The organism is Mycobacteroides immunogenum, assembly GCF_001605725.1.
In the GTDB taxonomy this organism is placed as follows: Bacteria; Actinomycetota; Actinomycetes; order Mycobacteriales; family Mycobacteriaceae; genus Mycobacterium; species Mycobacterium immunogenum.
Genome location: NZ_CP011530.1, coordinates 4,040,450 through 4,066,188, shown reverse-complemented (window position 1 = coordinate 4,066,188; position 25,739 = coordinate 4,040,450). Strand labels below are relative to the sequence as shown.

Genomic DNA, 25,739 nt, shown 5'->3' with positions numbered 1-25,739 from the left:
GCGGGCGCCACGCCGGTTTTGTCGGTCGTAGATGGTATGAATTTTCGTCCTTCGCTTGACCCCGGCAGCGAACACGTGTGTAATCACACCAGTGTCATTCCTCGGCCTGAGTTTGTAAGGCACAGGCGCAGACCGGGATTCGATCAAATGTTCGAATGGAATGGCCGGGAAACACAGTTGTGGGCACGAAACCGGGCAATACGAGTTGCATTGGGATGCGACAGGAACAGTGAGGAGGCGGGACGATGCTGTTCGGGCACAATGAATTCGGCGTACGCGACGAGCTGACTTCCGGCGTTAGCACGGGTGCGATGGGCTTGTCGCCCGCACGTCCGCATCTGACGTTGGTACAGAACGATTTTGACGCGCTTGCCGCTGTCGCTGACGATCAGTGGCAAGAGAAGGCGCTGTGCGCACAGACCGACCCCGAGGCGTTCTTCCCCGAAAAGGGTGGGTCGACTCGTGAAGCCAAGCGCATCTGCCAGGGTTGCGAAGTCAAGGACGAGTGCCTCGAATACGCACTGGCCAATGACGAGCGGTTCGGCATTTGGGGAGGGCTTTCCGAGCGTGAGCGCCGTCGCCTGAAGCGGGGCATCATCTGACTCCCCGTTCGGCCGGGCGCGGTTAGTCGCCCTCGTCGGTGATGGTCGGGTCGATCACCGACGGCTCCACCCCCAGGTGGGTGGCAACCTGCGCGACCAGCAAGTCGTGCAGCAGATCCGCCAAATCCCCAGATTTCTTCGCGCGCAATTCGATCGGCTTGCGGAACAACACAATCCGCGCCCGGGTGGTGTTACCCCGGGTGTCCACGCCGGCAGGAATCAGCCTCGCCAGCGGTATCGGTCCGTCCGCGATCACTTCCGGTGGCCACTGCACCGAATCCGGATCCTTGGGCTGGATGCGTGGAATCTCATCGACGGCGACATCTAAGCCGGCTAGCCGGGACTGCCACGCCCGTTCAATCGGTTCGTAGGCCTCCAGCACGGCCATATCGAAGCGCTCGGCACGTGAGCGCCAGCCGGGCACGGTCGGCGGCAGCAGGGGTCCGCGGAAATCGCGCCCCCGCCGCGAGCCCTGCGAACTCGGCCCGCCCGCAGAGCCGCCGCGCCGTCCGTCACGTGACATACCAGTGATGGTAACGGTGTGACTGCTGTGATTGACGAATCACAACGAGCCGGTCACCGGACGGTCTCGGTGCGCGTACAGCGCGTGTCTGCGGGTCGGAACGTGTTTGCGCACGCTAGCCTCAACGTTTGTGAGAGCCCCCCGTCGCTGCTGTCGACCCGGGTGCCCGAATTCCGCCGTGGCGACGTTGACGTTCGTCTACGCGGATTCGACGGCCGTGGTCGGGCCGCTGGCCACATCCAGCGAGCCGCATTCGTGGGATCTGTGCGCGCAGCACGCGAGCCGGATCACCGCGCCCCGCGGATGGGAGCTGGTCCGCTACAACGGCCCCTTGCCGTCGAATCCAGAGGACGATGACCTGGTTGCCCTGGCCGACGCGGTACGCGAGCCCACCGCGGTCCGGGTGGCCGCGGCGGGATTCAGTGAGCCTGCGCTCGATGTCAGCAGCCCGGCGCCCAACGCGGCCCCACGCCCCGTGCATCCCGCTCCGGTGGGCCGCCGCCGCGGTCACCTGAGAGTTCTGCCTGATCCGTCCGAGTGAGCCCGGTCCGAAAGAACAATCAACCTGCGTGCGGGCGGTGCATGTCAGCGCCGATACCGAGCGGCTGTGATTAGGTACTTTCGGCGCGGCCTGATTACATTCTGTAGCCTCTCGCCGGACGTTCACGTTGGGCACGCACCGACCACTAGGCTGGCCAGCGAGACCTAACGTCCGAATTTTCCACAGACCAATAGGAGTGCTCTCGTCATGGCCCGGTCCGCCGACGCTGTCCACGCTGTCATCAAGGCGTACGACGTCCGTGGACTATTGGGCGAGCAGATCGATGAGTCCTTTGTCTTCGACGTGGGGTCCGCGTTCGCGCGCCTGGTCAAGGCTGAACAACCGGATTCGTCCGCGCCGCTGCGCGTAGTGGTGGGCCGCGATATGCGGGACTCCTCGCCCTCCTTGGCGCAGGCATTCACCGAGGGCGTCACCGCCCAGGGCGTGGATGTGGTGCAGATCGGGCTGGCGTCCACCGACCAGCTGTACTTCGCCTCCGGATTGTTGGACTGCCCGGGCGCGATGTTCACGGCCAGTCACAATCCGGCCGCGTACAACGGGATCAAGCTGTGCCGCGCGGGCGCCAAGCCGGTGGGCAAGGACACCGGCCTGTCCGTCATCAGCGATGAGCTCATCAACGGCGTGCCGGCCTACGACGGTTCGGTGGGCGCCGTCACCGAGCGCGATGTGCTGGCCGAGTACGGCGAGTTCCTGCGGTCGCTGGTCCAGCTGAGCGGGGCGCGCCCACTTCGGGTCGCGGTGGATGCCGGTAACGGCATGGCCGGGCACACGACACCCGCGGTACTGGGCGCGATTTCGTCGATCACGCTGTCGCCCTTGTACTTCGAGTTGGACGGCAACTTTCCCAACCACGAGGCCAATCCGCTCGATCCCGAGAATCTGCGGGATCTGCAGGCATTTGTCGCCACGGAGAGCGCTGATATCGGTCTTGCCTTCGACGGCGACGCCGACCGGTGTTTTGTGGTTGATGAGCGCGGGCGTGCCGTTTCGCCCTCCGCGGTAACCGCTTTGGTGGCGCGGCGAGAGTTGGACCGGGAAATCGGCGGCACCATCATCCACAACCTGATCACCTCGCGCGCAGTCCCCGAGCTAGTGGTGGAGCATGGCGGAACTCCGGTGCGATCGCGGGTGGGCCATTCCTTCATCAAGGCGTTGATGGCAGAGACGGGCGCGATCTTCGGTGGCGAGCATTCCGCTCACTATTACTTCCGGGACTTCTGGGGCGCGGACTCCGGCATGCTGGCGGCTCTGCATGTACTGGCGGCGCTCAGCGAACAAGACCGGCCGCTGTCGGATCTCATGTCCGATTACGAACGATACGCATCGTCCGGCGAGATCAACTTCCGCGTCTCCGATGCCAAAGCGTGTATCGATGAAGTGCTGAAGTCATTTGGCACACAGATAGTTTCGATCGATCATCTCGACGGCGTCACCGTCGATATCGGTGCGGGAACGTGGTTCAATCTGCGGACATCCAACACCGAGCCCCTGCTGCGACTCAACGTCGAGGCGCGCACCGATGAAGATGTGGCCGCGGTGGTTGCGCGCGTCACGGAATTGGTTGATCGGACAGAGGCCGGCACCTGATGAACGCCACCATCGATCTGGACGACGCCGAGGCGCTCTTGGCGGCGGACCGCGATGGGTCGTTGCAAGCCGCGTCCATGGCCGGATCGCAGGTGCGTGCGGTGGGCACTGCCGTTGCGGAGGGTGCGTTGGAGCCGCTCCGATCGGAGGACCGGTCACGGGCCGTTGTGTGGATTTCGGGTCGGGGCACCGCTGCTACGGCCGGCGCGATTTTGGCTGGGGCACTATCGGATACGGTGAGCCTCCCGTTTGTGACGGCCACCCGGGCGCCGGTGTGGGTGGGTCCGCTCGATGTCATAGTGATCGCCGGTGATGATGCTGGTGACCCGGCGCTCAGCGCCGCGGTGTCGGTGGGCACACGCCGGGGAGCGCGAGTGGTGATAGCCGCGCCCGATGAGGGGCCCCTGGCTGATTCCGGTGCAGGACGCGCGATTTCGCTCGCGCCCCGGCTGCGGGTACCGGACACTTTCAGTCTTGCTCACAATCTTGCGGTCGGTGCCGCGGTGCTCGGCGTGCTGGACAGGTCGGTGGCGCCCGATGTGATGACGATCGCCGACGAGGTGGACGGTGAGGTGTCCCGCAACACCGTGGGGCGCGAGGTCTTCACCAACGCCGCCAAGGCTATTGCCGCACGCTTGACCGGTGGACCCGCGGTGTTGTGTGGGGACCGGCCGGCCACGCTGGCGCTGGCCGGACACGCGGCGGCGACACTGTTGCGGCTGACGCAGCGCACCGCCACGGCGTGCGGGCTCTCGCAGGCACTGGCCGCGGTGCGGGATGCTTTGTCGAGCAGGGGATCTAGCGATAATTCGTTGTTTCATGACGAGTTCATCGACGGTCCGCGCAGCGATGGTCCGCCGCGAATTCTGGCGCTTGCCACCGACAGCGATTTTCAATCGGTCGCGGCGAGAATCGAGGGTATCGACGAGGCTGAGCTGCTGAGTACCACCGACCTCGGCCCCGCGGCCGCCCGGCCCTCGGAGTTCGCCCAGTTGATGATGCTCTCGACGCGGCTCGAAATGGCCTCGGTGTATGCCCGGCTCGGTGGGGGGCGATCCGGGCTGTGAATCTGCTCAGGGGGGCGATCAGGACATACGCCTGGGGTTCGCGGACTGCCATCGCCGAGTTCACCGGCCGCCCGACGCCCACACCACACCCGGAGGCCGAGCTGTGGCTCGGTGCCCATCCGGCCGACCCGGCCTACCTGGAAACCAGCAGTGGCGCAGAGTCATTGCTTGATGTGGTGGCCGCCGATCCAGCCGGTCAGCTGGGGCCGGCCTCGGTGGCGGAGTTCGGTGACCAGCTGCCCTTCCTGCTCAAGGTACTGGCGGCCGACGAGCCGCTTTCTTTGCAAGCGCACCCCAGTGCGCAGCAGGCCGCGGACGGGTACGCGCGTGAGGAGGCCGCGGGTGTGCCGTTGAACTCTCCGGTGCGCAACTATCGCGATCGCAATCACAAGCCCGAACTTGTGGTGGCACTGGACCGTTTTGAGGCATTGGCCGGTTTCCGCGATCCCGGCGACACCGTGGAACTGTTCCGTGCGCTGGATGTCGAAGCGCTGACGCCGTATGTGAACCTGCTGGCCGGCCAATCCGACGCCGATGGCCTGCGGGCCTTGTTCACCACCTGGATCACCCTTCCGCAACCGAGCCTGGATGTGTTGGTGCCCGCGGTACTTGAGGGTGCGGTGCGCTATTTGTCCTCCGACGACGGGCGCTTCGTCGGCGAGGCTCGCACGCTCCTGGAGTTGGGCGAGCGCTATCCCGCCGATGCGGGAGTGCTGGCCTCGCTGCTGTTGAATCGGCTGACGCTGGAGCCGGGCGAGGGGATCTATCTGCCCGCCGGGAACCTGCACGCGTATCTGCGTGGCCTGGCAGTGGAGATCATGGCCAACTCGGACAACGTGCTGCGGGGTGGACTCACGCCCAAGCACGTCGATGTTCCCGAATTGCTTAGGGTGCTGGATTTTTCGCCCGCCTCGGAGAAGCATCTGCATGTTGAGACCGTCACCGAGGGCGCGCAGACCCGGTACTGCACGCCCGCCAAGGAGTTCGCGCTGTCGCGTTTCGATCTGGTGGATGGCGAGCCCGTGCACGTGGCGGTCAGGGGACCGCAAATCCTGTTGTGCACTCAGGGCAGCGTGCGTCTGGACGGTTCGGGGATTGCCCTTGAAACACACGCCGGGCAATCGGTGTGGGTGCCGGCCGATGGCGGCAGCATCACGCTGACCGGGCAGTCCGGTGCCCGGGTGTTCATGGCAACGGTCGACGCGGACGCGTAGCGTCCGGCGGGCGGGGAACAGAAGGAGAGTCGATGTCGGCAGGTGGCAGTAAGAGGGCGATCATCGCGGCGCTGGCGGCCAATGCCGGTATCGCCGTGGCCAAATTCATCGGCTTCGCGATCACCGGAAGTTCATCGATGCTCGCCGAGGCCGTGCACTCGATAGCGGACACCTCGAACCAGGGCCTGCTGCTGTATGGACAGCGCGCCGCGAGCAAGGAAGCAGATCGCCTGCACCCGTTCGGGTATGGGCGAAGCAGATTCTTCTATTCGTTTGTGGTCGCGCTGGTGTTGTTCACGCTGGGGTCGGTCTTCGCGCTCTACGAGGGCTACCACAAGATCCATGCTCCCGAGCATCTTCAGTCGCCCATTGTCGCGGTGGTCATCCTGGGCGTGGCCATAGCGCTGGAGGGCTACAGCTTCCGCACCGCCTTCGTGGAGTCCAAGCCGCTGAAGGGCGGAGCCACCTGGTGGCAGTTCATCCGGAATTCGCGCAACCCCGAGCTGCCCGTCGTGCTGTTGGAGGACTCCGGTGCGCTGCTGGGTTTGGCGTTCGCGTTGTTCGGCGTCGGTATGACGATTCTCACCGGCGATCCGGTGTGGGACGGGATCGGCACCGTGGCCATTGGTGTGCTGTTGGGCATCATCGCCATCGTCCTCATGGTCGAGATGAAGAGCTTGCTCATCGGGGAGGGCGCGACCGCGGCGCAGGAGCAGGCGATTCTGGAAGCGCTGGCTGGGACCGATGACGTCGAGCGGGTAATTCATTGCCGTACCGAGTATCTGGGCCCGGAAGAGCTGTTGGTCGCGGCCAAGATAGCGATCACGCCGACGGCGGATCTGCCGCGGGTTGCCGCCACGATCGACGCCGCCGAGCGGCGGGTGCGCACGGCGGTACCGATAGCGCGGGTGATCTATCTGGAACCGGATCTGGATCGTTCGGCCGCGAATTCTTAGCTAGCCGGTGTGATCAACCGTCGTGAGCATGGGGCTTGTGCAAGACTGCCGTAATGCCAGGTAGCGGATTGTGGCGAACCAAGTCTGTCGAGCAGTCGATCGCGGATACCGACGAGCCGGAAACCAAGCTTCGTAGGGACCTAACGTGGTGGGATCTCACCGTTTTCGGGGTCTCGGTGGTTATCGGTGCCGGTATCTTCACGGTCACGGCGTCGACGGCGGCCAATGTCACCGGACCGGCGATCTCGCTCTCCTTCATCATGGCCGCGATCGGCTGTGGCCTGGCGGCGATGTGTTACGCCGAATTCGCCTCGACCATCCCGGTTGCCGGGAGCGCCTACACCTTTTCCTATGCGACGTTCGGTGAGTTCGCCGCCTGGATTCTGGGTTGGGATCTCATTCTGGAATTCTCGGTGGGCGCGGCGACCGTGGCCAAGGGGTGGTCCAGCTATCTCAGCACTGTATTTGGGTTATCCAGCGGCACAGTGCATCTGGGATCGGTCAAGATCGACTGGGGTGCGTTGCTCATTGTTTCGGTACTGACCGTGCTGCTTGCCGTCGGCACCAAGCTGTCTTCGAGAGTGTCGCTCGTCATCACGACCATCAAGGTGCTGGTGGTGTTGTTGGTGATTATCGTCGGTGCGTTCTTCATCAAGGCGGCCAACTACTCACCATTCATTCCTCCCGCGGAGGCGGGTAGTTCCAGCCGGACGGGGCTGGATCAGTCTCTGTTCTCCTTCATCGCGGGCGGCAGCGGTAGTCAGTACGGCTGGTTCGGCGTATTGGCGGGCGCGTCGATCGTGTTCTTCGCATTCATCGGCTTCGATGTGGTCGCCACCACCGCGGAAGAGACACGGAACCCGCAAAAGGACGTCCCGCGCGGCATCATCGCCTCGCTGGTCATCGTCACTGTGCTGTACGTCGCGGTGACGGTTGTGCTTTCCGGAATGGTCAAATACAGCGATCTACGGGCGGCCGACTCGCACCCGAACCTGTCGACGGCATTTCATCTCAACGGCATCGATTGGGCGGCCAAGGTGATCGCGATCGGTGCGCTGGCCGGGCTGACCACGGTGGTCATGGTGTTGATGCTCGGACAGATCCGGGTCATTTTCGCGATGTGCCGCGACGGACTGCTGCCGCGTGAGCTCGCGCGCACCGGCTCGCACGGCACACCCATCCGCATCACGCTGATCGTGGGCTTCCTTGTCGCGATAGCCGCGTCTCTCACCCCGATCGAGGGTTTGGAGGAGATCGTCAACGTCGGCACGCTGTTCGCGTTTGTGCTGGTTTCGGCCGGGGTCATCGTGTTGCGGCGCTCCCGGCCCGACCTGCCCCGCAGCTTCCGGACCCCGGGTGTGCCGTGGCTGCCGGTTGTCGCGATCGTGGCGTGTGGGTGGTTGATGCTCAACCTTGCGGTGCGTACCTGGGTGTTCGCATTGAGCTGGATGGCCCTCGGCGTGATCGTCTACTTCGCCTACAGCCGCAAGCACTCGGTGCTCGGCCAGCGCGTCGCCGTCGAGCAGTAACTCGATTTCTTCCCGTGTGTACCCGAGTGGGTGACGCGCGCCACCAGGTGCTTTACAAAACATACTGATTTGTCTAGACATGCGACGAAACATGCCCTATCGTCAAGTCTGTTCGGTGACGTACCTCACGCAGATATCGACGAGGAGAAGTGACGATGACGTCAAACCTTGAAACCAGCCCGGTGCAGCCCGCCGCAGAGTGGCGTGACCGTAAGCGCTACATGTGGCTGTACGGCATGATCCCGCCCACGGCGATCTTCATCGCGACAGCTCTGGTCTACGCGATGAACCAGCTCGGTTGGCAGCAGTTCTCGCCGATCTTCTTCTGGATCGGCCCGCTGTTGGTCTACGTGATCCTGCCCCTGCTGGATCTGAACTTCGGCGCCGACGGCGAGAACGCGCCCGATGAGGTGATGGAGGCGCTGGAGAACGACAAGTACTACCGCTACTGCACGTACATCTTCATCCCGTTCCAGTACGCGAGCTTCTTCTTGGGTGCCTACTACTTCACCGCCACCGACCTGAGCTGGATCGGGTTCGATCACGGCATCAGCTGGATTTCCAAGCTGGGTATCGCGGCGTCGATCGGCGTGCTCGGTGGTGTGGGTATCAACACCGCTCACGAGATGGGACACAAGAAGGATGAGCTGGAGCGCTGGCTCTCCAAGATCACGTTGGCGCAGACCTTCTACGGCCACTTCTACATCGAGCACAACCGCGGACACCACGTGCGGGTGGCGACTCCCGAGGATCCGGCCAGTTCACGCTTCGGTGAGACCTTCTGGGGATTCTGGCCGCGCAGCGTGTGGGGCAGCCTGAAGTCCTCGTGGCACCTGGAGGCCACGCGTATGAAGCGGCTGAACCGCTTTGTGCTGCACCCGAGCAACGACGTGGTGAATGCCTGGATCATGTCGGTGGTGCTGTTCGGAGTCACCATCGCCATCTTCGGCACCGCGGTCATCCCGTTCCTGATCATTCAGGCCATCTATGGCTTCACCTTCCTGGAGACGGTGAACTACCTGGAGCACTACGGACTGCTGCGTCAGAAGAATGGCGAGCGCTACGAGCGCTGCACGCCCAAACACAGCTGGAACTCCGACCACCTGGTGACCAATATCTTCCTGTATCACCTGCAGCGGCACAGCGATCACCACGCCAACCCCACGCGGCGCTACCAGACCCTGCGCAGCATGGACGGCGCGCCGAATCTGCCCAGCGGGTACGCCACCATGCTCACCCTGGCCTACTTCCCGCCGCTGTGGCGCAAGGTCATGGACCATCGGGTTCTCGATCACTACGACGGCGATATCACCCGGGTGAACATCCAGCCGCGTAAGCGCACAAAGATTCTGGCCAAGTACGGCGTGACGGAAGGGGCGGCCTGAAATGTCGCAGTACCGTTGCCCTATATGTCAGTACGTGTACGACGAGAGCAAGGGTGCCCCTCGCGAGGGGTTCCCGGCGGGGACGGCCTGGTCGGAGATTCCCGACGACTGGTGCTGCCCGGACTGCGGAGTGCGCGAGAAAGTGGATTTCGAAGTCTTTGAATCCTCAAAATCAGGAGCGGGCTCATGAGTGACGACGACTACAAACTGTACGAATGCATGCAGTGCGGGTTCCAGTACGACGAGGCTCTCGGTTGGCCGGAAGACGGGATCGGGCCGGGCACGCGGTGGGATGACATTCCCGACGACTGGAGCTGCCCGGACTGCGGAGCGGCCAAGGCCGACTTCGTGATGGTAGAGATCGCGCGGCCATGACTGACGTGCTGCCGGGCAGGGACGCATTGACGTCGGCCAGCGCCCCTGCCAGGCTGCCCGGTGTGACGCCGCGAGTGCCGTATGCCGAGGCCGCGAGGGCGCTGCTGCGCGAGTCGGTCCTGGATGCGCTCGGAGATCTGCTGCGTCATCAGGATTGGTCGGCGGTCACGATGTCTGCTGTCTCTCGCCGAGCCGGGGTCAGTCGTCAAACGCTCTACAACGAGTTTGGCTCCCGGCAGGGGCTGGCCCAGGGATACGCCCTGCGGCTGGCCTTGCGTCTGGCTGACTCCGTCAACGATGCGATCTACGCCAACGTCGGCGATATCCACGGTGCGTTACATCAGGGGTTCGCGGCCTTCTTCGCCGAGAGCGCCGCAGACCCGATGGTCATCTCGTTGTTGACCGGCGAGGCCAAGCCCGAGCTCATGCGCCTCGTGACGGTCGACAGCGCGTTGATCGTGCTGCCGGCGTCGGCGCGGCTCACCCAGTCGTTCGCGAACAGCTGGGTGGCAGCCAGTGCGGAAGACGCGGCCATCCTCGCGAGGTCGATTGTGCGACTGGCGATTAGCTATGTGTCGATGCCGCCGGAGTCCGATCATGATGTCGCGCTCGATATGGCGCGGTTGTTGTCCCCGTTCGTGGAGACCAACGCGCTTGCCGACAAGGCGTGACCTGCACCTGCGTAAATCTCGGTACCTGATCTAACTATCCGCTGCTCTCACGCGCTAACCTGGTGGCGGACCCGTGTGTGTCATGGGGATTGACATACTTCAGAGACTTGATTGAGGTGGCGATGACCGAGCTGGTAGCCGACGTACGTAACGGCATTGATTACAAGGTGGCCGATCTTTCCGAGGCCGAGTTTGGCCGCAAGGAGATCCGTCTCGCCGAGCACGAGATGCCTGGCCTGATGGCGCTGCGCCGGGAGTACGCGGAAGTGTTGCCGCTCAAGGGCGCTCGCATTTCTGGTTCGCTGCACATGACGATTCAGACCGCGGTGCTGATCGAGACCCTGGTGGCGCTGGGCGCCGAGGTGCGCTGGGCGTCGTGCAACATCTTCTCCACCCAGGATCACGCCGCGGCCGCGGTCGTCGTCGGGCCTCACGGCACCCCGGAGGAGCCTCAGGGCACCCCGGTCTTCGCCTGGAAGGGCGAGACCCTGGAGGAGTACTGGTGGGCCGCCGAGCAGATGCTCACCTGGCCCAACGAGCCGGCCAACATGATCCTCGACGACGGCGGCGACGCCACCATGCTGGTGCTGCGCGGTGCGCAGTTCGAGCAGGCCGGTGTGGTGCCGCCCGCGGACGAGAACGACTCGGCTGAGTACAAGGTCTTCCTGAACCTGCTGCGTGAGCGGTTCGAGACCGACAAGGACAAGTGGACCAAGATCGCCGAATCGGTGCAGGGCGTCACCGAGGAGACCACCACCGGCGTGCTGCGCCTGTACCAGTTCGCCGCCGCCGGCGAGCTGGCGTTCCCGGCCATCAACGTCAACGACTCGGTGACCAAGAGCAAGTTCGACAACAAGTACGGCACCCGGCACTCGCTGGTCGACGGCATCAACCGCGGCACCGACGCGCTGATCGGCGGCAAGAAGGTGCTGATCTGCGGCTACGGCGACGTGGGCAAGGGTTGTGCCGAGTCGCTGGCCGGTCAGGGTGCGCGCGTGCAGGTCACCGAGATCGACCCCATCAACGCCCTGCAGGCGCTGATGGACGGCTACGACGTGGTGACCGTCGAGGAGGCGATCGGCAACGCCGACATCGTGGTGACCGCGACCGGCAACTTCGACATCATCCTGCTCGACCACATGAAGGCGATGAAGGATCACGCGATCCTGGGCAACATCGGCCACTTCGACAACGAGATCGACATGGCGGCGCTGGAGAAGTCGGGCGCGGTCCGGCTGAACATCAAGCCGCAGGTCGATCAGTGGACGTTCGGCGACTCGGGCAAGTCGATCATCGTGCTGTCCGAGGGACGTCTGCTGAACCTGGGTAACGCGACCGGCCACCCGTCGTTCGTGATGAGCAACAGCTTCTCCAACCAGGTGATCGCGCAGATCGAGCTGTGGACCAAGAACGACGAGTACGACAACGAGGTCTACCGCCTGGCCAAGCACCTGGACGAGAAGGTGGCGCGCATCCACGTCGAGGCATTAGGAGGAAAGCTCACTCGGCTTTCTAAAGACCAGGCCGAGTACATCGGTGTGGACGTGGAAGGCCCGTACAAGCCGGAGCACTACCGCTACTGATTCTCGACAAACTCGTACAAGGCCCCCGGCACCTCGGTGCCGGGGGCCTTTGCGTAGGCCGTCCGGACGTGGCCAAGCTCGTCAAGATTTACTGTAAATCGAACAGCGCCTTAGCGTTTCGACTACCAATCTTGACTCTGTCATCGTCGGGCAATAGTGCGTTATCGAACCAATCGGCGGCCTCGGCCATGGATTCATAGGGGTAGTCGACAGCGAAAAGCAAGCGGTCGGAGCCGACCTCGCTGATCGCGTCGAGGAGGGCATTGGTGTGAAAGTGCCCGCTGGTGGTCAGGTGGAAGTTTTCGTGGAAGTACTCCTCGACGGGCCGCTTGGCCACGCCGAGTCCACTTCCCTCGCGCTGCTTCCATAGCCGGTGGCTGAGCCGGGGAAGTAGAAAAGGTAGCCCCTCACCGAGATGCCCCAGGATGATCTGGATGGCGGGAAACACGTCGAAGAGCCCGCTGAGCATCAGTCGCACCGCATGCGTGCCGGTCTCATGACCGAACCCCCAGGCGGATCCGACGAGCGACCCATAGTCCTGGTAGATCAGACGCTGACTCGCGACAGGCTCGCGGGGATGAAGATAGACGGGGACGGCGAGGTCTGAAACCCGCTGCCAGAAAGGCATGTTGGCCGGATCATCGAGGTACCGGATCTCATCGCCCGTGCCGGTATTGGTGTATCCGTTGATCAGCACACCGTGCGCACCAAGGTCTTTCACCGCACGTTCCAGCTCATCGGCCGCAGCCACTGGGTTCTGCAGAGCGACAGCAGCAAAGAAGCCCAATCTCGACGGGTGAGCGGCGACGTACACGTCGTGTAGATAGTCGTTTGCGTTCCGGGCGGCTGCGCAGGCAATGGCGACATCGGAAATGCTCTGTATGCCGGGCGAGGTCAGCGACAGGATTGCGCGCTCGATCCCGTAGCGATCCATGTCCGCGATTCGGTTGTCTGTGTCCAGGAGCAGTTGTTCGACTTCTCTCATGTAGGACTCGCCATTCCGAGATGCCTCTCCACGGCTGTCCCAGGCCGCGTTGTTCTCCGGAGTGGAAACGTGTTCTTCGAGCGCGATCTTTCCCAGCATCTGTCAGTCCTGTCGGTGTGTATGCGCGGTGGTAGTTCGTTCTTCCTGGGTACCTGCGTAACGAAACGGCTGTCCATCGCATGGTCAGCGAGAGGGGGGATAATTTCCGCTATGCGGAAAAATGACTCGGCTGTGTCGGCGCAGTCCGCCCGGCGGGCGCTGCGGCTTGTGCTGATGCTTGCCGAGTCCGGTCAGCTGAGGGTGACGGATGTAAGCCGTGTCCTGGAGGTCGCTCCATCCACCGCTCACCGGTTGTTGACCGCACTGGAACAGGAAGGCATGGCGGCACGTAGCTCAACCGGTCGTCGTTACGTCGTGGGGCCGGCATTCGTTGCCGCTACCGCCGCTACGGTGGAGCGCGACCGGGCTTTGACTGCGGCGGCGGTTGACGAATTACAGGCGCTTGCAAGGCGAACAGGGGAAACGGCTCACCTGGTGCGGCGGCGTGAGCTGGTGACGGACTTCCTCTACGCCGCGGACTGTGAGCGAGGCCTGCGGGTAGGTTCGCGCGCGGGCGTACAGCTGCCGGCGCATACCACCGCCGGAGGTAAGGCACTGCTAGCGCTGCTTGAGCCGGAGCATGTGGATGTCTTGTATGAAGGCTTCGAATGGCCCGTTCTCACCGCCCGCACGATTTGCTCTTTGCGCAGGCTGCAGCGCGAACTGGCGCTGGTTAGAGAGCGTGGATGGGCGCTGAATGACGGGGAAGCAGAAGACGGGATCCGCGCAGTGGGGGTCGCGATCGACCATCCGGCGGGTGTCCAGGCTGCGGCGGTAGTGCTTGCCGCGCCGACCTCTCGCCTTTCACGCGGCGACGCCGGGTATCTCGCCAACGAACTCGAATCAAGCGCGGTAAGCATTGCAGCGGCTTGGAAAAATATGACTCCTATTGCCTTCTCACGAGGGTGAGGCCTGTTGACTGGGCCCAACGGCTAGGCTGACCAGCCGTGGGCCAGCTGATTGCGATCGAGGGTGTGGACGGCGCGGGCAAGCGCACGCTTACCGGAGCGCTGACTACGCGCTGTGCCGCCCAGGGTTTATCCGTTGCGACGCTGGATTTCCCGCGTTACGGGCGCTCGGTGCATGCCGATCTGGCCGCCGAGTCGCTCAAAGGTGGGCACGGCGACGTTGTGTCTTCCGCGTACGCCATGGGATTGCTGTTCGCGCTGGATCGCCGTGATGCGATGGAAGAGTTGACCGGGTTGACGCGCACTCACGATCTGGTGATCCTGGATCGGTGGGTGGCCTCCAACGCCGCTTACGGTGCGGCGCGGCTGCACCAGGACGGCGACGGCGACATGGCGCGCTGGGTCTACCAGCTGGAGTACGAGCGCTTTGGCCTGTCGCATCCGGATTGGCAAGTGTTCCTGAAGGTTTCTCCGGAGCTGGCGGGGGAGCGGGCCCGTAGCCGCGAGCAGCAGGACAGTGATCGCACCCGCGATACCTACGAGCGTGACGCGGATCTGCAGTCGCGGGTGTCCGCGGCATACGCCGATCTGGCGCAACGCAACTGGGGCGGGCCGTGGGTGGTCACCGACGGTAGCGACCCGGAAGCGTTGGCGGCCGAACTGCTTCGCCGAGCGTGAAGCTACTGCGGGATTTCCCCCTGTTTCCCGCAGTAGCTTCACATTCGACGAATAGCGGTCCGGTCCTTACCACTCGCTGGATTCGACGTCTTCCTCGCGATCGATGTGCCAGCGCACCGCCGAAACCGCCGGTTCCATGGACAGCCGGCTCACCGCGGACTCCAGCAGTGAATCGTTACGCTCCTCGGCGCTCAACTTCGCGACTACCCGTACGTGCTTGCCGTCCTCCACGTCGTACGAGCGCACCGATTGCAGCGCGAACTCCGGGCGGCTCACGGCCTGGACGGTGAGCGCCCGGATATGTGCCTCGGTCTCATCAGTGGTGGTGACCTCGAAGAGATACGCGGCGGGGTCGGACTCGCGACCGATCGCCGGCTGACGGTCAAGCAGATGACCCAGCGGTCGCAGCAGCAGATTGGCCAGCACGATGGCCACCGCGCCGAGGACCGCGACCTCGTACATGCCGCCGCCGGCCAACGCGCCGACCGCGGCGGTCGCCCACATGGTGGCGGCGGTGTTCAGGCCGGTGATGGTGGCCCCTTGCTTCATGATTACGCCGGCGCCGAGGAAACCGATACCCGAAACGATCTGCGCCGCAACGCGAGTGGGATCGGCGCCGGGGCCGTGGAAGCTGTATGCGCCCATGATGACGAATAGTGCCGCACCCAGGCACACCAGCGCGTTGGTGCGCAGACCGGCGTTTTTGGCGCGCCACTGACGTTCGATCCCGATGGCGCAACCCAAGCCGAATCCGAGGGCGATGCGGATGATGACATCCCAATGGCTCATGACGGGGTCCTGTTCTCTTGCAGTGATTTCGAGGTGCACAAAAGTCGGTGCAACAAGAGCGCCTTCGGGCGCGACCCAGGTCTGCGTTTAGAAGGCGCGGTGCATACTCGGAGGTTGACTATCGGTCATAGTCGCGTCACCTCCTAGTCGTAGGCGCAAAGCGCACATGAATCACTGCTGAACAAAACGCCATCATTAAACACCCGCCACCAGCGAGCGGCAAGATGTCCCGTCGCTTCGTGGATATTCCACACCGCACTCCACACGGGACGGCAGGATTGGTGTGTGTTCTTCGATCTGAGCGTGCGAGATTTTCTGGACCGTGCGGAGCTGGTGTACCCCGACCGCATCGGTGTTGTCGACGAGCCGGTGCAACCGGCGCAGTCCTGGGGGGAGGTGACCTACCGGCAGCTCGCCGCGCGGGCACGTGGACAGGCCGCCGTGCTTGACAGTTTCGGGGTCGGACCGGGGGAGCGGGTGGCGATTGTCTCGCAGAACAGCGCCCGGCTGCTTGCCTCGTTCTTCGGGGTCTCCGGATGGGGACGCATCTTGGTGCCCATCAACTTTCGGTTGGCCCCCGCCGAGATCGAGTACATCGTCGAACATTCGGGAGCGTCGGTGCTGATGGTCGACCCGGAGGTGCGGGGCCTGCTGGACACCGTGCGGACAAGACACAACTTTGTGTTGGGGCAGGACGATGCGGCGATATTCGGGGAGCTGGAGTCGCGTGACCCTGCCACCCCTGATCCCTGGTTGTGTACCGAATCGGCCACTGCCACTCTGAATTACACCTCAGGCACGACAAGTCGCCCCAAGGGCGTGCAGCTCACGCATCGCAATATCTGGATCAACGCCGTCGTATTCGGGTTGCATGCCACCTTGCGCGACGATGATGTGTTGCTGCACACACTGCCGATGTTTCATTGCAACGGATGGGGCTGGCCGTACGCCGCGACCGGCATGGGCGCGCGGCACATTGTGTTGCGCAAGGTCGATGGCGATGAGATTCTGCGGCGTGTCGAAGCGCACGGCGTCACCGTGATGTGTGCGGCGCCAACGGTCGTCGACTCCGTGCTCGACGCCGCGGCACGGTGGGAGGGGCCGATTCCCGGACGCGATCGGGTCCGCATCATCGTTGCCGGCGCGCCACCGCCGACGCGCACCATCGCCCGGGTGCGTACCGAACTCGGCTGGGAGTTCATCCAGATCTACGGGCTCACCGAGACGGCGCCGCTGATTACCATGAATCGCTTTCGCTCCGAATGGGCCGGACTCGACGAGCACGAGCAGGCCCGCATGTTGGGGCGCGCAGGTGCCCCGGCAATCGGTGTGCGCGTCGGCGTCGCCGAGGATGGTGAGGTGCTCACCCAGTCGAACACGAACCTCGACGGCTATTGGGATCAGCCGCAGGCCACTGCGGAGGCATTGGCGGGCAATTGGTTTCATACCGGCGACCGCGGGTCGGTGGACAACGGATACCTGACCATCTCGGATCGCAAGAAGGACATCATCATCACCGGCGGCGAGAATGTCACCTCGATCGAGGTTGAGGACGCGTTGGTGTCGCACCCCGCGGTTCGCGAGGCCGCCGTTGTCGGCGTCCCCGACCAGAAATGGGGTGAGCTGGTCACCGCGGTAGTGGTGGTGGTCACTCATCTCGATTCGCCGACCGGGTCCGATCTGATCGCGCACTGCCGGGACCGGCTCGCGGGATACAAGTGCCCCAAGCGAGTCGAGTTCGTCGACTCCCTACCCAGAACGGCCACCGGGAAGGTCCAGAAGTTCAAGCTCCGGGATCAGCTCGCGCGAGACTAGTTCGCAACTCGCCCCTTTGGTACCCCGGTTTTGTCACGATCTAGTGACACGATGGGCTCTATGAGGCAAAGGATCCTTGTTGTCGACGATGACGCGTCATTGGCCGAGATGCTCACCATCGTGTTGCGCGGGGAGGGCTTCGAGACGGCAGTTGTGAGCGATGGCACCCAGGCGCTCACCGCGGTCCGGGAGCTGCGTCCCGATCTGGTCCTGCTGGACCTCATGCTGCCCGGGATGAACGGTATCGATGTGTGCCGTGTGCTGCGCTCCGACTCTGGTGTGCCGATCGTCATGCTCACCGCCAAGACCGACACCGTGGACGTGGTGTTGGGCCTGGAGTCCGGCGCCGACGACTACATCATGAAGCCGTTCAAGCCCAAGGAACTCGTCGCTCGCATCCGTGCCCGGCTGCGCCGCAACGACGATGAGCCCGCCGAGCTGCTGAACATCGCGGGCATCGACATCGACGTACCTGCGCATAAGGTCACGCGCGAGGGCGAGCAGATCTCGCTGACCCCGCTGGAGTTCGATCTGCTGGTGGCGCTGGCACGCAAACCTCGCCAGGTGTTTACTCGAGATGTGCTGCTCGAACAGGTGTGGGGTTACCGGCACCCGGCCGACACCCGGCTGGTGAACGTCCACGTGCAGCGTCTGCGGGCCAAGGTGGAGAAGGACCCGGAGAATCCGACCGTGGTGTTGACCGTTCGAGGAGTGGGATATAAGGCCGGACCCCCGTGATCTTCAGCTCGAAGCGGCGCATTCAGCGGCGATCGGCACCACTGGTACGCGGACTGAAGGCACTGAGTCGAGCGGTCGGGTTCACCTGGCGCCGTTCCCTGCAGGTGCGGGTGGTGGTGTCCAACCTGGCGCTGTCCTCTCTGGTCATCCTGATTCTGGGATTCGTGCTCACCAGCCAGGTCACCGACCGCATTCTGGAGTCGAAGATCCGTGTCGCCACCGAGGAGATGGAACGCGCGCGGGTCATCGTCAGTGACGATGTGGGCGGCGAGGAAACGCGGTCGCTGCAAAGCAGCCTGGAGTTGGCTCGCAATCAGTTGCTGAACGGCAGCAAGGGGTCCGAAGGCGGCGGCGCCGGGGCGTTTGACGCGGTGCTGTTGGTTCCCGGCGACGGTCCTCGCGAGGCGACCTCGGCGGGGCCGGCCACCCAGATTCCGGGCCCACTGCGTGAATTCGTCAAGGCCGGCCAGGTCAGTTACCAGTATTCGACCGTCCACACCGAGAACTTCTCGGGCAAGGCGCTGGTCATCGGCTCTCCAACGACCTCGAAGGTGACCGCGCTCGAGCTGTATCTGGTCTTCCCGCTGTCCAATGAGGAAAGCACCATCTCGTTGGTGCGCGGCACCATCGTCACCGGTGGTGTGGTGCTGCTGGTACTGCTGGCCGCAGCGGCGCTGCTGGTCGCTCGTCAGGTGGTGTTGCCGGTGCGGTCGGCGTCGCGCATCGCCGAACGATTCGCCGAAGGGCATCTGTCCGAACGCATGCCGGTGCGCGGCGTCGACGACATGGCGCGGCTCGCGGTGTCGTTCAACGACATGGCCGAAAGCCTGTCGCGTGAGATCACGCAACTGGAAGAGTTTGGAAATCTGCAGCGCCGCTTCACCTCTGACGTGAGCCACGAACTGCGCACACCGCTCACCACCGTGCGGATGGCGGCCGACTTGATCTATGACAACCGGGAAGAGCTCGACCCCGCGTTGCAGCGTTCGGCCGAGTTGATGGTCAACGAGCTCGATCGGTTCGAGACGCTGCTAGCCGATCTGCTGGAAATCTCGCGGCACGACGCCGGTGTGGCCGAGCTGGCGGTGGAACAGGTGGACCTGCGCGAGACCGTGAAGGCAGTGGTGGCCTCCGTGCAGCATCTGGCCGACGAGCTGGACACCTCCGTCGTGCTGGACATGCCCGACAAAGAGATCATCGCCGAGGTGGATCCCCGTCGCGTGGAACGCATCCTGCGCAACCTGGTAGCCAACGCGATCGATCACAGCGAGCACAAGCCAGTCACTATCCGAATGGCCGCCGATATCGACAGCGTGGCGGTCACCGTGCGCGATCTTGGCGTCGGCCTGCGGCCCGGCGAGGAAAAGCTGGTGTTCAACAGGTTCTGGCGCGCGGACCCGTCGCGCAAGCGGCATTCCGGGGGCACCGGGCTGGGCCTGGCCATCAGTGTCGAGGACGCCCGATTGCACCAGGGCCGTCTGGAGGCGTGGGGTGAACCCGGCAATGGAGCGTTGTTCCGGTTGACGGTGCCGTTGGTACGCGGACATAAGGTGACGACGAGCCCGCTGCCGTTGAACCCGACCAGCCGGCCGAGTTCGACAGCGCGCCGCGCGACTTCACGGGGAGGACCTCATCCCGGCGAACAAGAGACCACACCGATGCGCACCTCGAGTCCCAAGATCGAGCGTGTGCGGGAGTCGTCGGGCGGCCGGACGGGAGATCCATCGTGATGCGCCGCAAGGTGGCCGCGATCCTGGCCGCGGTGGCGCTCGTGGTGTCCGGCTGTGCGGGGGTGCCCACCTCGTCGTCGCCGCAGGCCATCGGCACGGTGCAGCGCCCGTTGCCGCCCGGGGTGCCGGCCCCCACGCCGGGTATGGAACCGGAGACGGTGCTTCGTGAGTTCCTGAAGGCCACCGCCGAACCGTCCAACAGGCACCGGGCCGCACGCCAGTTTCTCACCGAATCGGGTTCGCGGACATGGGATGACGCGGGTGACGCGGTGCTGATCGAGTCGCCGGTGTTCGCCGACCAGCGCGGCGTCGATCGGTGGACCATCAATGTGCGCGCGAACAAACTGGGCACCCTGTCCGATGTCGGGGTTTTCGAAACCGCCCAGGGCGACGTGCAGGATCCGCAGTTCACGTTGGTAAAGGTCAACGGGGAGTGGCGAATCGACTCGCTGCCCAATGGGGTGTTTCTGGACTGGGCGCAGTTCCAGACCACCTATCGTCGCTACACCGTGTACTTCGCGGACCCGGCCGGCCGCACCGTGGTGCCCGATCCGCGGTATGTCGCGGTCGCCGATCCCGACCTGCTGGCCACCGAGCTGGTGTACAAACTGCTGTCCGGCCCGCGCCCGGAACTCAGTGGCGCGGTGCGTAATCACCTGAGCGGCCTGCGGCTGCGCGGCCCGGTGACTCGCGCCGATGGCAGCCGGGTCGATGTGGGCCGTGGCTACGGCGGCGTGCGGGTGGAGCTTGAAGGTGACTTGACACCCGACCAGCGGACCCGGCAATTCCTTGCCGCGCAGGTAATTTGGACGTTATCGCGGGCCGGCATCGCCGGACCGTATGTGCTGCAGGTCAATGGGGCTCCGCTTGATGAGCAGCTGGCGCAGGGCTGGAGCACGCAGAATGTCGCATCAACGGACCCGGGCGCGTCGGAAGGTGCGGGGGTGGGCCTCTACGGGCTGCTGAACGGATCGCTGGTGTCCGTTGATCGCGATACGGCAGTGCCGGTACGCGGATCGTTTGGTCAAGTGGGAAACCAGGTTTCGGCGGCGCTGTCACGCAGTGGCCGTCAGGTGGCCTCGGTGGTACGGGTGCAGGCCGGTGATGACCCGCAGATGTCGATGTGGGTGGGCGCCAATGGTGCCAACGGCAGCGAGGCGGTCGGCGGCAAGACGTTGACCCGCCCGACCTGGGCGCTCGATGACGCGGTGTGGGTGGTCATCGATGGTGGGCGCGTGGTCAGGGTCATCCAGGAAGCCACCACGTCCATGGTGGCGGTGCTCCCGGTGGAATCCTCGGCAGTGGCACAGAAGTACAAGGGATTGATCACCGAGCTGGCGTTATCGCGCGATGGCACCCGGGCCGCCATGATCATTGACGGCCAGGTGATTCTGGCGACGGTGGTGCAGACCGACAGCGGTGACTATGCCCTGGTGCATCCGCGGCGCCTGGGTTACGGCCTGGGCAATTCGGCGGTGTCGCTGGCGTGGCGGACAGGTGACGATATCGCCGTGGCCCGCAACGACGGATCGCACCTGGTAGCCAACGTGAACCTTGACGGAGTGAACTCCGATCTGGACGACCGCAACCTGTTGACGCCGGTATCCACGATCGTGGCCTCGCCGTCGATCATCTACATCGCCGACACACGCGGCGTGCTGCAGCTGACGGGGTTGGGTACCCCCGAGGAGCGGTGGATCGAGGTGCGTCCGCTCATGATGCCCCAGACGATTCCGGTGCTTACCGGCTAGTTGTCGGGGATCATCTCCGTGACAAGCAGCGCCTCGGGAATTCCGAACGCGTCCACCAGGGTTGCCAGGTGCGGGCGCAGTTCTTCGCACAGCTGGTTGACGCCGCGCCGGATCGCCTTCGCCCGTTCGGTCGAGACGTGCCGGTGCATGAGGAACCACGACAGGTCGGCTTCTAGCGCGCTGTAGACAAACAGGTCGCACAGCTTCTCCAGCAGCTCCTGTGCCGACTTGCTGTCACAGCTGTCGATCGCCTCGATGAAGGCTTCCAGCACCACTCGCTCGGTGTGCGCCGAGCCCACCTTGAGGATGTGGTCCTGCGCGGAGTTGAAGACCTCGAAGGGGTCCTCATCATCGGACTGGGCGCGTTGCATTCGGGTGGCCGCCGTGCGCAACAGATGATCTTCACGGTTGCGCAGCAGCCGCAGCTGGGTGCCCCTGTTGCTCAGATCGGATTCCTCCACGTCCTCGTCGGACGAGTCCAGGATGGTCTGGATGACCTGCCGGGCCGCGGACCGTTCCAGGATCACGTCGCGGGCCATGCCGGCGATAAACCGGGTCCAGCCCACCGCATTGAGACCGCGCACGTCCTCGGCGTAGGCCGACAGGAGTTCCTTGGCCACCAGCTGGGTGAGCACCGTGTTATCGCCCTCGAAGGTGGTGAACACGTCGATATCGCGGCGCAGGATGGTGAGCTGGTTGGCATCGAGGTAGCCGGCGCCACCGCACGCCTCGCGACATACGGTGATGGCGTGCTGGGCATGCCAGCTGGTCATGGCCTTCAAACCTGCTGCGGCGCTTTCCAGTTGGCGTTGCCGATCCGCGTCCACCTCATCGGCGGTCTGCACCTCGTGCAGCTCTTCGGTGAGCTCGTTCTGCGCGAAGGCCAGCGCGTACGAGCGGGCGATCAGGGGCAGTAGCTTGCGCTGATGCACCAGATAGTCGGCGATGATCACCTCGTCGTCGCTATCCGGGGTGTCAAACTGCTTGCGGACCAGGGCATACCTTGAAGCGATGGTCAGCGCCTTGCGGGCGGCCGCGCCCGAGGTGGCCGCGACGCTCACCCGGCCGCGGATGAGGGTGCCCAGCATGGTGAAGAAGCGTTTGTTCTCATTCTCGATCGGTGAGCTGTAGGTGCCGTCCTCGGCGACGTCGGCATACCGGTTGAGCAGGTTGGCGCGTGGGACCCGCACGTTGTCGAACACGATGCGCCCGTTGTCCACTCCGGCGAGCCCGCCCTTGTAACCGCAGTCGCTGGTGGTGATGCCGGGCAGATCGTTGCCGTCGGCGTCGCGGATCGGCACCACGAAGCAATGCACGCCGCGCCCCGTCGCCTCCTCGCCGGGGCCACCGGTGACGAGCTGCGCGAAAACCGCTGACACGGTGGCATGCTCGGCGGCGCCACCGATGTAGTCCTTGCGTGCCAGCGAGCCCTCGGAGTTGAGAATGAAATCTCCCGTCTTAGCGTCGTAGGTGGCGACGGTCTGTAGGGCCTGCACATTGGAGCCGTGGCCGGTCTCGGTCATGCCAAAACAACCGAGCACGTCAAGATTGATCAGGGGGACCACATACTGCTCGTGATGGGCTGCGGTGCCTAGGTTTTCGATCGCGCCACCGAAGAGGCCCCACTGCACACCCGCCTTCACCATGAGCGAGAGGTCTGCGTATCCGAGCATCTCGATGCCGACGATCGCGGCCCCGACATCGCCGGTGCCGCCGTGCTCCTTGCGGAATCCCGCGTGTGGCAGGCCATGTGGCACCAGTTCTCGCATGATCCGCAGTGATCGCGCGCGTGATTCTTCGAGAGTCAGTGATGGGTCGGGGAGTAGGTCGGAGCGGTTGAGGTACTCGCGTGCGGCGTCGCGGATCGGACCGAATCGTCCGTCGAGCGCGACGCGCAGGTTTGAGGTGAGAACTTCGGGATCGGCAGGTGCTGTCCGGGTCTCCATGAATACGAGCCTAGCCAAGGCCGGTCGACTCCCCGGCGTTCTGCGGCATCCTCCTTGCATTTACCGACCACTGGTCTAACATACCGACCGATGGTCTAATTGGGCTTTCAGGGAAGGAACTCGCGGCATGAATACTGCGTCCGCCGTCATCGATCCGTCGTCGCGTACCCGTGCGTTTGCGCGGGTCATCGGGCCATTCGTTGCCATCGTCACCGCGATCATCGCGGCGCGTGCGGCGGACCTCAGCTTTCTGGGTGACAGCTTCTTCAGGGAGCCGATGTGGTCGTGGCTGTTCGGCGCCCTGCTGCTGTTTTGCGGGCTGATGATCGTCGCCTTCCATCAGTTTTGGCGCGGGGCGGCGGCGGTGATCATCTCGTTGTTCGGCTGGTTTCTGGCATTGCGGGGATTCGTGCTGCTGGCGTTTCCGCACGTGATGCAGGCAGGGGTGGACGCGTCGGTGCCCGCCGTCGGCGCGGTTCGTGGCTTCTTCCTGTTCATGGCGTTGGTCGGTCTGTACCTGACCTACGTCGGCTGGATCAGGAAGCGCTGACCGTGCCGCGTGTGGTGAAACATCCGGACCTGCGCCGGGCCGAGGTACTCGATCTGGCGCTGGCCCTGTTCTTGGAGCGCGGATACGACAAAGTGAGTCTGAACGATCTGATCGCAACCTCAGGAATGTCGAAAGGCGCTTTTTACCATTACTTTTCGTCAAAGGAAGCGCTGGTATCCGCGCTCGCCGAGCGCAGTGCGGACCAGGCGTTCGAGGTATTGCGGGCAGTCTTCACGCAACAGGGCAAGGGCGCGCTGGAGCGGCTGAATTCCGGATTGCGCGCCAGCTACGAAGTGAAACTGGCGCTCGGCGCGCCCGAGAGCATCGCGGCGATGGCCTCGATGATGCGCCCGGAAAATCAGTCGCTGTTGCGCAGGATCTCGGCGATATGGGAGAGCAAGTTCCGTCCGGTGCTCACCGAGGTGATCGCTCAGGGTGTCAGCGAGGGAGTGTTCGACACGTTCGATCCCGAGGGCGTCGGGGACATGATCCAGGGCCTGGCGGCCACCATGGGCACCACCGTGCAGCGGATCCTGGAGGCGCCGGACGCACAAACGCGGTCCGAGGTGATTGATGCCGCGGTCCTGCGGCAGCGTCTCTACGGCATCGCTACCGATCGGATTCTCGGGTTGCCGGACGGAACGATCGAGGTGCTGGACCGCGGCCAGATCGAAACGCTGGTCGCGGCGCTTTAGCACTGGGTCGGCACAGCGGGGAAGGAATGTCGGACCCCACGCGCACAGTGATCGCATGCTCGATCTGGTGCTCCCACTGGTCTGCGGCGGTTGCGGTGCACCGTCGGTCCGCTGGTGTGAGGCGTGTGCGGTTGCGTTTGCGGCAGAGCCCGTGGTGGTCACGACACGGGTCGATCCCGGTGTGCCGGTCCTGTCGCTCGGAAGGTACGCCGGGGCCCGACGGCATGCGATCGTGACGATGAAAGAGCGCGGCCGCCGCGATCTCGCGGATCCGCTCGGAATGGCGCTTGCGCGGGGAGTGGCGCAGCTTCTGCAGTGGCAGCTGATCGAGTGTCCGGTGACGCTGGTGCCGGCTCCCACGCGATGGGCTGCCGCACGCGGCCGCGGCGGAGATCCGGTGACCGCCGTGGCCACCGTCGCCACCCGGATTGCGGGAGTGCGGGTGGCCTCTCTGCTGCGCATGAAGATGGGCGCACGGGATTCGGTTGGACTGTCCATTTCCGCCCGGCAGCGCAATGTGTCCGGACGCGTCGCGTTGCGCCGGGCCCGGAAACCGGACACGGAATTGGTGCTGGTGGACGATGTCGTGACCACCGGCGCCACTGTTACCGAATCGGTCAGAGTGTTGAAATCGGCGGGATTTCGAGTCGCTGCCGTGCTCACGCTGACGTACTCCTAAAGATCGTATGACGATCTCGAAACGACTCTCACGAATCGGTGGCAAGGCGAGTGAACACGGACTACCGTCGGGGCCAACAAGCTATGAACGTTCCGCGTGAGGGTGGTCAAACCTCCCTCCAAACTCGGAACGCCTGCTTCCCGTAGCGCGGAGGAGGTGGTTGCCAACCCCAGCGCCGGCGGGCTGCCGTCTCAGCGTTTCAGGCGACTCCGGCGTACTTCAAATATCAAACATGCGCGCCGCCAATATCTTTAGTCCCTAGCGGACGGGTTCAGCGCAAGCGCACAATCAGTACCGGAGGTATGAGTTGTCAAGCACATCA

At 64.2% G+C, this 25,739-nt stretch carries 25 protein-coding genes; 21 read left to right on the top strand and 4 right to left on the bottom strand.

What is annotated here, in order from left to right; translation table 11 throughout:
* The first annotated feature begins 311 nt into the window (after nucleotides 1–311).
* Nucleotides 312–602: a WhiB family transcriptional regulator gene (locus ABG82_RS20345; RefSeq protein ID WP_043077757.1), complete on the top strand. Its 291-nt coding sequence runs from the start codon at nucleotides 312–314 to the stop codon at nucleotides 600–602.
* 22 nt (nucleotides 603–624) lie between these two features.
* Here ABG82_RS20345 and ABG82_RS20340 read toward each other — a convergent pair whose 3' ends face one another.
* Nucleotides 625–1,125 (bottom strand): metallopeptidase family protein, encoded by a 501-nt coding sequence (locus ABG82_RS20340; protein WP_078343957.1) that lies wholly within the window; start codon nucleotides 1,123–1,125, stop codon nucleotides 625–627.
* Between the two features lie 130 nt (nucleotides 1,126–1,255).
* On the opposite strand from ABG82_RS20340, the gene ABG82_RS20335 reads away from it, so the two are divergent.
* From ABG82_RS20335 to ahcY, 11 genes are all read left to right on the top strand, one after another.
* Nucleotides 1,256–1,666: a DUF3499 domain-containing protein gene (locus ABG82_RS20335; RefSeq protein ID WP_078343956.1), complete on the top strand. Its 411-nt coding sequence runs from the start codon at nucleotides 1,256–1,258 to the stop codon at nucleotides 1,664–1,666.
* A gap of 207 nt (nucleotides 1,667–1,873) precedes the next feature.
* The gene (locus ABG82_RS20330) at nucleotides 1,874–3,274 is read left to right on the top strand and encodes a phosphomannomutase/phosphoglucomutase (RefSeq protein ID WP_043077707.1); all 1,401 of its coding nucleotides are present in this window, start codon (nucleotides 1,874–1,876) and stop codon (nucleotides 3,272–3,274) included.
* On the top strand, nucleotides 3,274–4,341 hold the full coding sequence (locus tag ABG82_RS20325) for a hypothetical protein (protein WP_043077706.1): 1,068 nt from the start codon (nucleotides 3,274–3,276) through the stop codon (nucleotides 4,339–4,341). The genes ABG82_RS20330 and ABG82_RS20325 overlap by 1 nt, the downstream gene beginning before the upstream one ends.
* Nucleotides 4,338–5,555: a mannose-6-phosphate isomerase, class I gene (manA, locus tag ABG82_RS20320; RefSeq protein ID WP_043077705.1), complete on the top strand. Its 1,218-nt coding sequence runs from the start codon at nucleotides 4,338–4,340 to the stop codon at nucleotides 5,553–5,555. Before ABG82_RS20325 ends, manA begins: the two co-directional genes overlap by 4 nt.
* A 32-nt stretch (nucleotides 5,556–5,587) precedes the next feature.
* Nucleotides 5,588–6,511: a cation diffusion facilitator family transporter gene (locus tag ABG82_RS20315; protein WP_043077704.1), complete on the top strand. Its 924-nt coding sequence runs from the start codon at nucleotides 5,588–5,590 to the stop codon at nucleotides 6,509–6,511.
* 53 nt (nucleotides 6,512–6,564) lie between these two features.
* Nucleotides 6,565–8,040 carry an amino acid permease gene (locus tag ABG82_RS20310; RefSeq protein ID WP_043077703.1) on the top strand — a complete coding sequence of 492 codons (1,476 nt, stop codon included), beginning with the start codon at nucleotides 6,565–6,567 and terminating at the stop codon, nucleotides 8,038–8,040.
* 155 nt (nucleotides 8,041–8,195) lie between these two features.
* Nucleotides 8,196–9,425, top strand: a complete 1,230-nt coding sequence (locus tag ABG82_RS20305; RefSeq protein WP_043077702.1) for an alkane 1-monooxygenase — start codon at nucleotides 8,196–8,198, stop codon at nucleotides 9,423–9,425.
* 1 nt (nucleotide 9,426) lies between these two features.
* The gene (locus ABG82_RS20300; protein ID WP_052510993.1) at nucleotides 9,427–9,615 is read left to right on the top strand and encodes a rubredoxin; all 189 of its coding nucleotides are present in this window, start codon (nucleotides 9,427–9,429) and stop codon (nucleotides 9,613–9,615) included.
* Nucleotides 9,612–9,800 carry a rubredoxin gene (locus tag ABG82_RS20295; RefSeq protein WP_043077701.1) on the top strand — a complete coding sequence of 63 codons (189 nt, stop codon included), beginning with the start codon at nucleotides 9,612–9,614 and terminating at the stop codon, nucleotides 9,798–9,800. Before ABG82_RS20300 ends, ABG82_RS20295 begins: the two co-directional genes overlap by 4 nt.
* Before the next feature lie 74 nt (nucleotides 9,801–9,874).
* The gene (locus ABG82_RS20290; RefSeq protein WP_043077755.1) at nucleotides 9,875–10,471 is read left to right on the top strand and encodes a TetR/AcrR family transcriptional regulator; all 597 of its coding nucleotides are present in this window, start codon (nucleotides 9,875–9,877) and stop codon (nucleotides 10,469–10,471) included.
* A gap of 122 nt (nucleotides 10,472–10,593) precedes the next feature.
* Nucleotides 10,594–12,054, top strand: a complete 1,461-nt coding sequence (gene ahcY, locus ABG82_RS20285; protein ID WP_043077700.1) for an adenosylhomocysteinase — start codon at nucleotides 10,594–10,596, stop codon at nucleotides 12,052–12,054.
* Between the two features lie 88 nt (nucleotides 12,055–12,142).
* On the opposite strand, the gene ABG82_RS20280 is transcribed toward ahcY, so the two are convergent.
* Nucleotides 12,143–13,138 (bottom strand): amidohydrolase family protein, encoded by a 996-nt coding sequence (locus tag ABG82_RS20280; protein ID WP_043077699.1) that lies wholly within the window; start codon nucleotides 13,136–13,138, stop codon nucleotides 12,143–12,145.
* A gap of 111 nt (nucleotides 13,139–13,249) precedes the next feature.
* Here ABG82_RS20280 and ABG82_RS20275 point away from each other — a divergent pair, with 111 nt between their 5' ends.
* Nucleotides 13,250–14,047: an IclR family transcriptional regulator gene (locus ABG82_RS20275; RefSeq protein WP_043077698.1), complete on the top strand. Its 798-nt coding sequence runs from the start codon at nucleotides 13,250–13,252 to the stop codon at nucleotides 14,045–14,047.
* Nucleotides 14,048–14,085: 38 nt separating this feature from the next.
* The gene (locus ABG82_RS20270; RefSeq protein ID WP_043077697.1) at nucleotides 14,086–14,724 is read left to right on the top strand and encodes a dTMP kinase; all 639 of its coding nucleotides are present in this window, start codon (nucleotides 14,086–14,088) and stop codon (nucleotides 14,722–14,724) included.
* Nucleotides 14,725–14,790: 66 nt separating this feature from the next.
* Here the strand turns inward: ABG82_RS20270 and ABG82_RS20265 are convergent, their stop codons facing one another.
* Complete coding sequence (locus ABG82_RS20265; RefSeq protein ID WP_043077696.1) at nucleotides 14,791–15,513, bottom strand: MgtC/SapB family protein; 723 nt, start codon at nucleotides 15,511–15,513, stop codon at nucleotides 14,791–14,793.
* A 285-nt stretch (nucleotides 15,514–15,798) separates the two neighbouring features.
* On the opposite strand from ABG82_RS20265, the gene ABG82_RS20260 reads away from it, so the two are divergent.
* From ABG82_RS20260 to lpqB, 4 genes are read left to right on the top strand one after another with little or no spacing between them, the layout of a single operon-like run.
* A complete protein-coding gene (locus ABG82_RS20260; protein WP_043077695.1) occupies nucleotides 15,799–17,328 on the top strand; it encodes an AMP-binding protein in 1,530 nt (509 codons plus the stop codon).
* A gap of 51 nt (nucleotides 17,329–17,379) precedes the next feature.
* A complete protein-coding gene (gene mtrA, locus ABG82_RS20255; RefSeq protein ID WP_014850711.1) occupies nucleotides 17,380–18,066 on the top strand; it encodes a two-component system response regulator MtrA in 687 nt (228 codons plus the stop codon).
* The gene (gene mtrB / locus ABG82_RS20250) at nucleotides 18,063–19,796 is read left to right on the top strand and encodes an MtrAB system histidine kinase MtrB (protein WP_043077694.1); all 1,734 of its coding nucleotides are present in this window, start codon (nucleotides 18,063–18,065) and stop codon (nucleotides 19,794–19,796) included. Before mtrA ends, mtrB begins: the two co-directional genes overlap by 4 nt.
* Nucleotides 19,793–21,547 (top strand): MtrAB system accessory lipoprotein LpqB, encoded by a 1,755-nt coding sequence (lpqB, locus tag ABG82_RS20245; RefSeq protein ID WP_109475869.1) that lies wholly within the window; start codon nucleotides 19,793–19,795, stop codon nucleotides 21,545–21,547. The genes mtrB and lpqB overlap by 4 nt, the downstream gene beginning before the upstream one ends.
* On the opposite strand, the gene ABG82_RS20240 is transcribed toward lpqB, so the two are convergent.
* Nucleotides 21,544–23,493 carry an acyl-CoA dehydrogenase family protein gene (locus ABG82_RS20240; RefSeq protein WP_043077692.1) on the bottom strand — a complete coding sequence of 650 codons (1,950 nt, stop codon included), beginning with the start codon at nucleotides 23,491–23,493 and terminating at the stop codon, nucleotides 21,544–21,546. The two genes, lpqB and ABG82_RS20240, sit on opposite strands and share 4 nt — an antisense overlap.
* A 127-nt stretch (nucleotides 23,494–23,620) precedes the next feature.
* Here ABG82_RS20240 and ABG82_RS20235 point away from each other — a divergent pair, with 127 nt between their 5' ends.
* The 3 genes from ABG82_RS20235 to ABG82_RS20225 are packed head-to-tail and all read left to right on the top strand — an operon-like array spanning nucleotide 23,621 to nucleotide 25,417.
* Nucleotides 23,621–24,043, top strand: coding sequence for a hypothetical protein (locus ABG82_RS20235; protein WP_043077691.1), 423 nt, complete (start codon nucleotides 23,621–23,623; stop codon nucleotides 24,041–24,043).
* Nucleotides 24,044–24,045: 2 nt separating this feature from the next.
* Nucleotides 24,046–24,738 (top strand): TetR/AcrR family transcriptional regulator, encoded by a 693-nt coding sequence (locus ABG82_RS20230; RefSeq protein ID WP_043077690.1) that lies wholly within the window; start codon nucleotides 24,046–24,048, stop codon nucleotides 24,736–24,738.
* Between the two features lie 55 nt (nucleotides 24,739–24,793).
* The gene (locus ABG82_RS20225; RefSeq protein WP_043077689.1) at nucleotides 24,794–25,417 is read left to right on the top strand and encodes a ComF family protein; all 624 of its coding nucleotides are present in this window, start codon (nucleotides 24,794–24,796) and stop codon (nucleotides 25,415–25,417) included.
* Nucleotides 25,418–25,739: the final 322 nt, after the last annotated feature.

Excerpts from the sequence above, each read along its gene's own strand:
- ABG82_RS20345 (WP_043077757.1), top strand. The coding sequence starts at position 312 with ATGGGCTTGTCGCCCGCACGTCCGCATCTGACGTTGGTACAGAACGAT.
- ABG82_RS20340 (WP_078343957.1), bottom strand. The coding sequence starts at position 1,125 with ATGTCACGTGACGGACGGCGCGGCGGCTCTGCGGGCGGGCCGAGTTCG.
- ABG82_RS20330 (WP_043077707.1), top strand. The coding sequence starts at position 1,874 with ATGGCCCGGTCCGCCGACGCTGTCCACGCTGTCATCAAGGCGTACGAC.
- ABG82_RS20325 (WP_043077706.1), top strand. The coding sequence starts at position 3,274 with ATGAACGCCACCATCGATCTGGACGACGCCGAGGCGCTCTTGGCGGCG.
- ABG82_RS20315 (WP_043077704.1), top strand. The coding sequence starts at position 5,588 with ATGTCGGCAGGTGGCAGTAAGAGGGCGATCATCGCGGCGCTGGCGGCC.
- ABG82_RS20310 (WP_043077703.1), top strand. The coding sequence starts at position 6,565 with ATGCCAGGTAGCGGATTGTGGCGAACCAAGTCTGTCGAGCAGTCGATC.
- ABG82_RS20305 (WP_043077702.1), top strand. The coding sequence starts at position 8,196 with ATGACGTCAAACCTTGAAACCAGCCCGGTGCAGCCCGCCGCAGAGTGG.
- ABG82_RS20300 (WP_052510993.1), top strand. The coding sequence starts at position 9,427 with ATGTCGCAGTACCGTTGCCCTATATGTCAGTACGTGTACGACGAGAGC.
- ABG82_RS20295 (WP_043077701.1), top strand. The coding sequence starts at position 9,612 with ATGAGTGACGACGACTACAAACTGTACGAATGCATGCAGTGCGGGTTC.
- ahcY (WP_043077700.1), top strand. The coding sequence starts at position 10,594 with ATGACCGAGCTGGTAGCCGACGTACGTAACGGCATTGATTACAAGGTG.
- ABG82_RS20280 (WP_043077699.1), bottom strand. The coding sequence starts at position 13,138 with ATGCTGGGAAAGATCGCGCTCGAAGAACACGTTTCCACTCCGGAGAAC.
- ABG82_RS20275 (WP_043077698.1), top strand. The coding sequence starts at position 13,250 with ATGCGGAAAAATGACTCGGCTGTGTCGGCGCAGTCCGCCCGGCGGGCG.
- ABG82_RS20265 (WP_043077696.1), bottom strand. The coding sequence starts at position 15,513 with ATGAGCCATTGGGATGTCATCATCCGCATCGCCCTCGGATTCGGCTTG.
- mtrA (WP_014850711.1), top strand. The coding sequence starts at position 17,380 with ATGGGCTCTATGAGGCAAAGGATCCTTGTTGTCGACGATGACGCGTCA.
- ABG82_RS20240 (WP_043077692.1), bottom strand. The coding sequence starts at position 23,493 with ATGGAGACCCGGACAGCACCTGCCGATCCCGAAGTTCTCACCTCAAAC.
- ABG82_RS20235 (WP_043077691.1), top strand. The coding sequence starts at position 23,621 with ATGAATACTGCGTCCGCCGTCATCGATCCGTCGTCGCGTACCCGTGCG.
- ABG82_RS20225 (WP_043077689.1), top strand. The coding sequence starts at position 24,794 with ATGCTCGATCTGGTGCTCCCACTGGTCTGCGGCGGTTGCGGTGCACCG.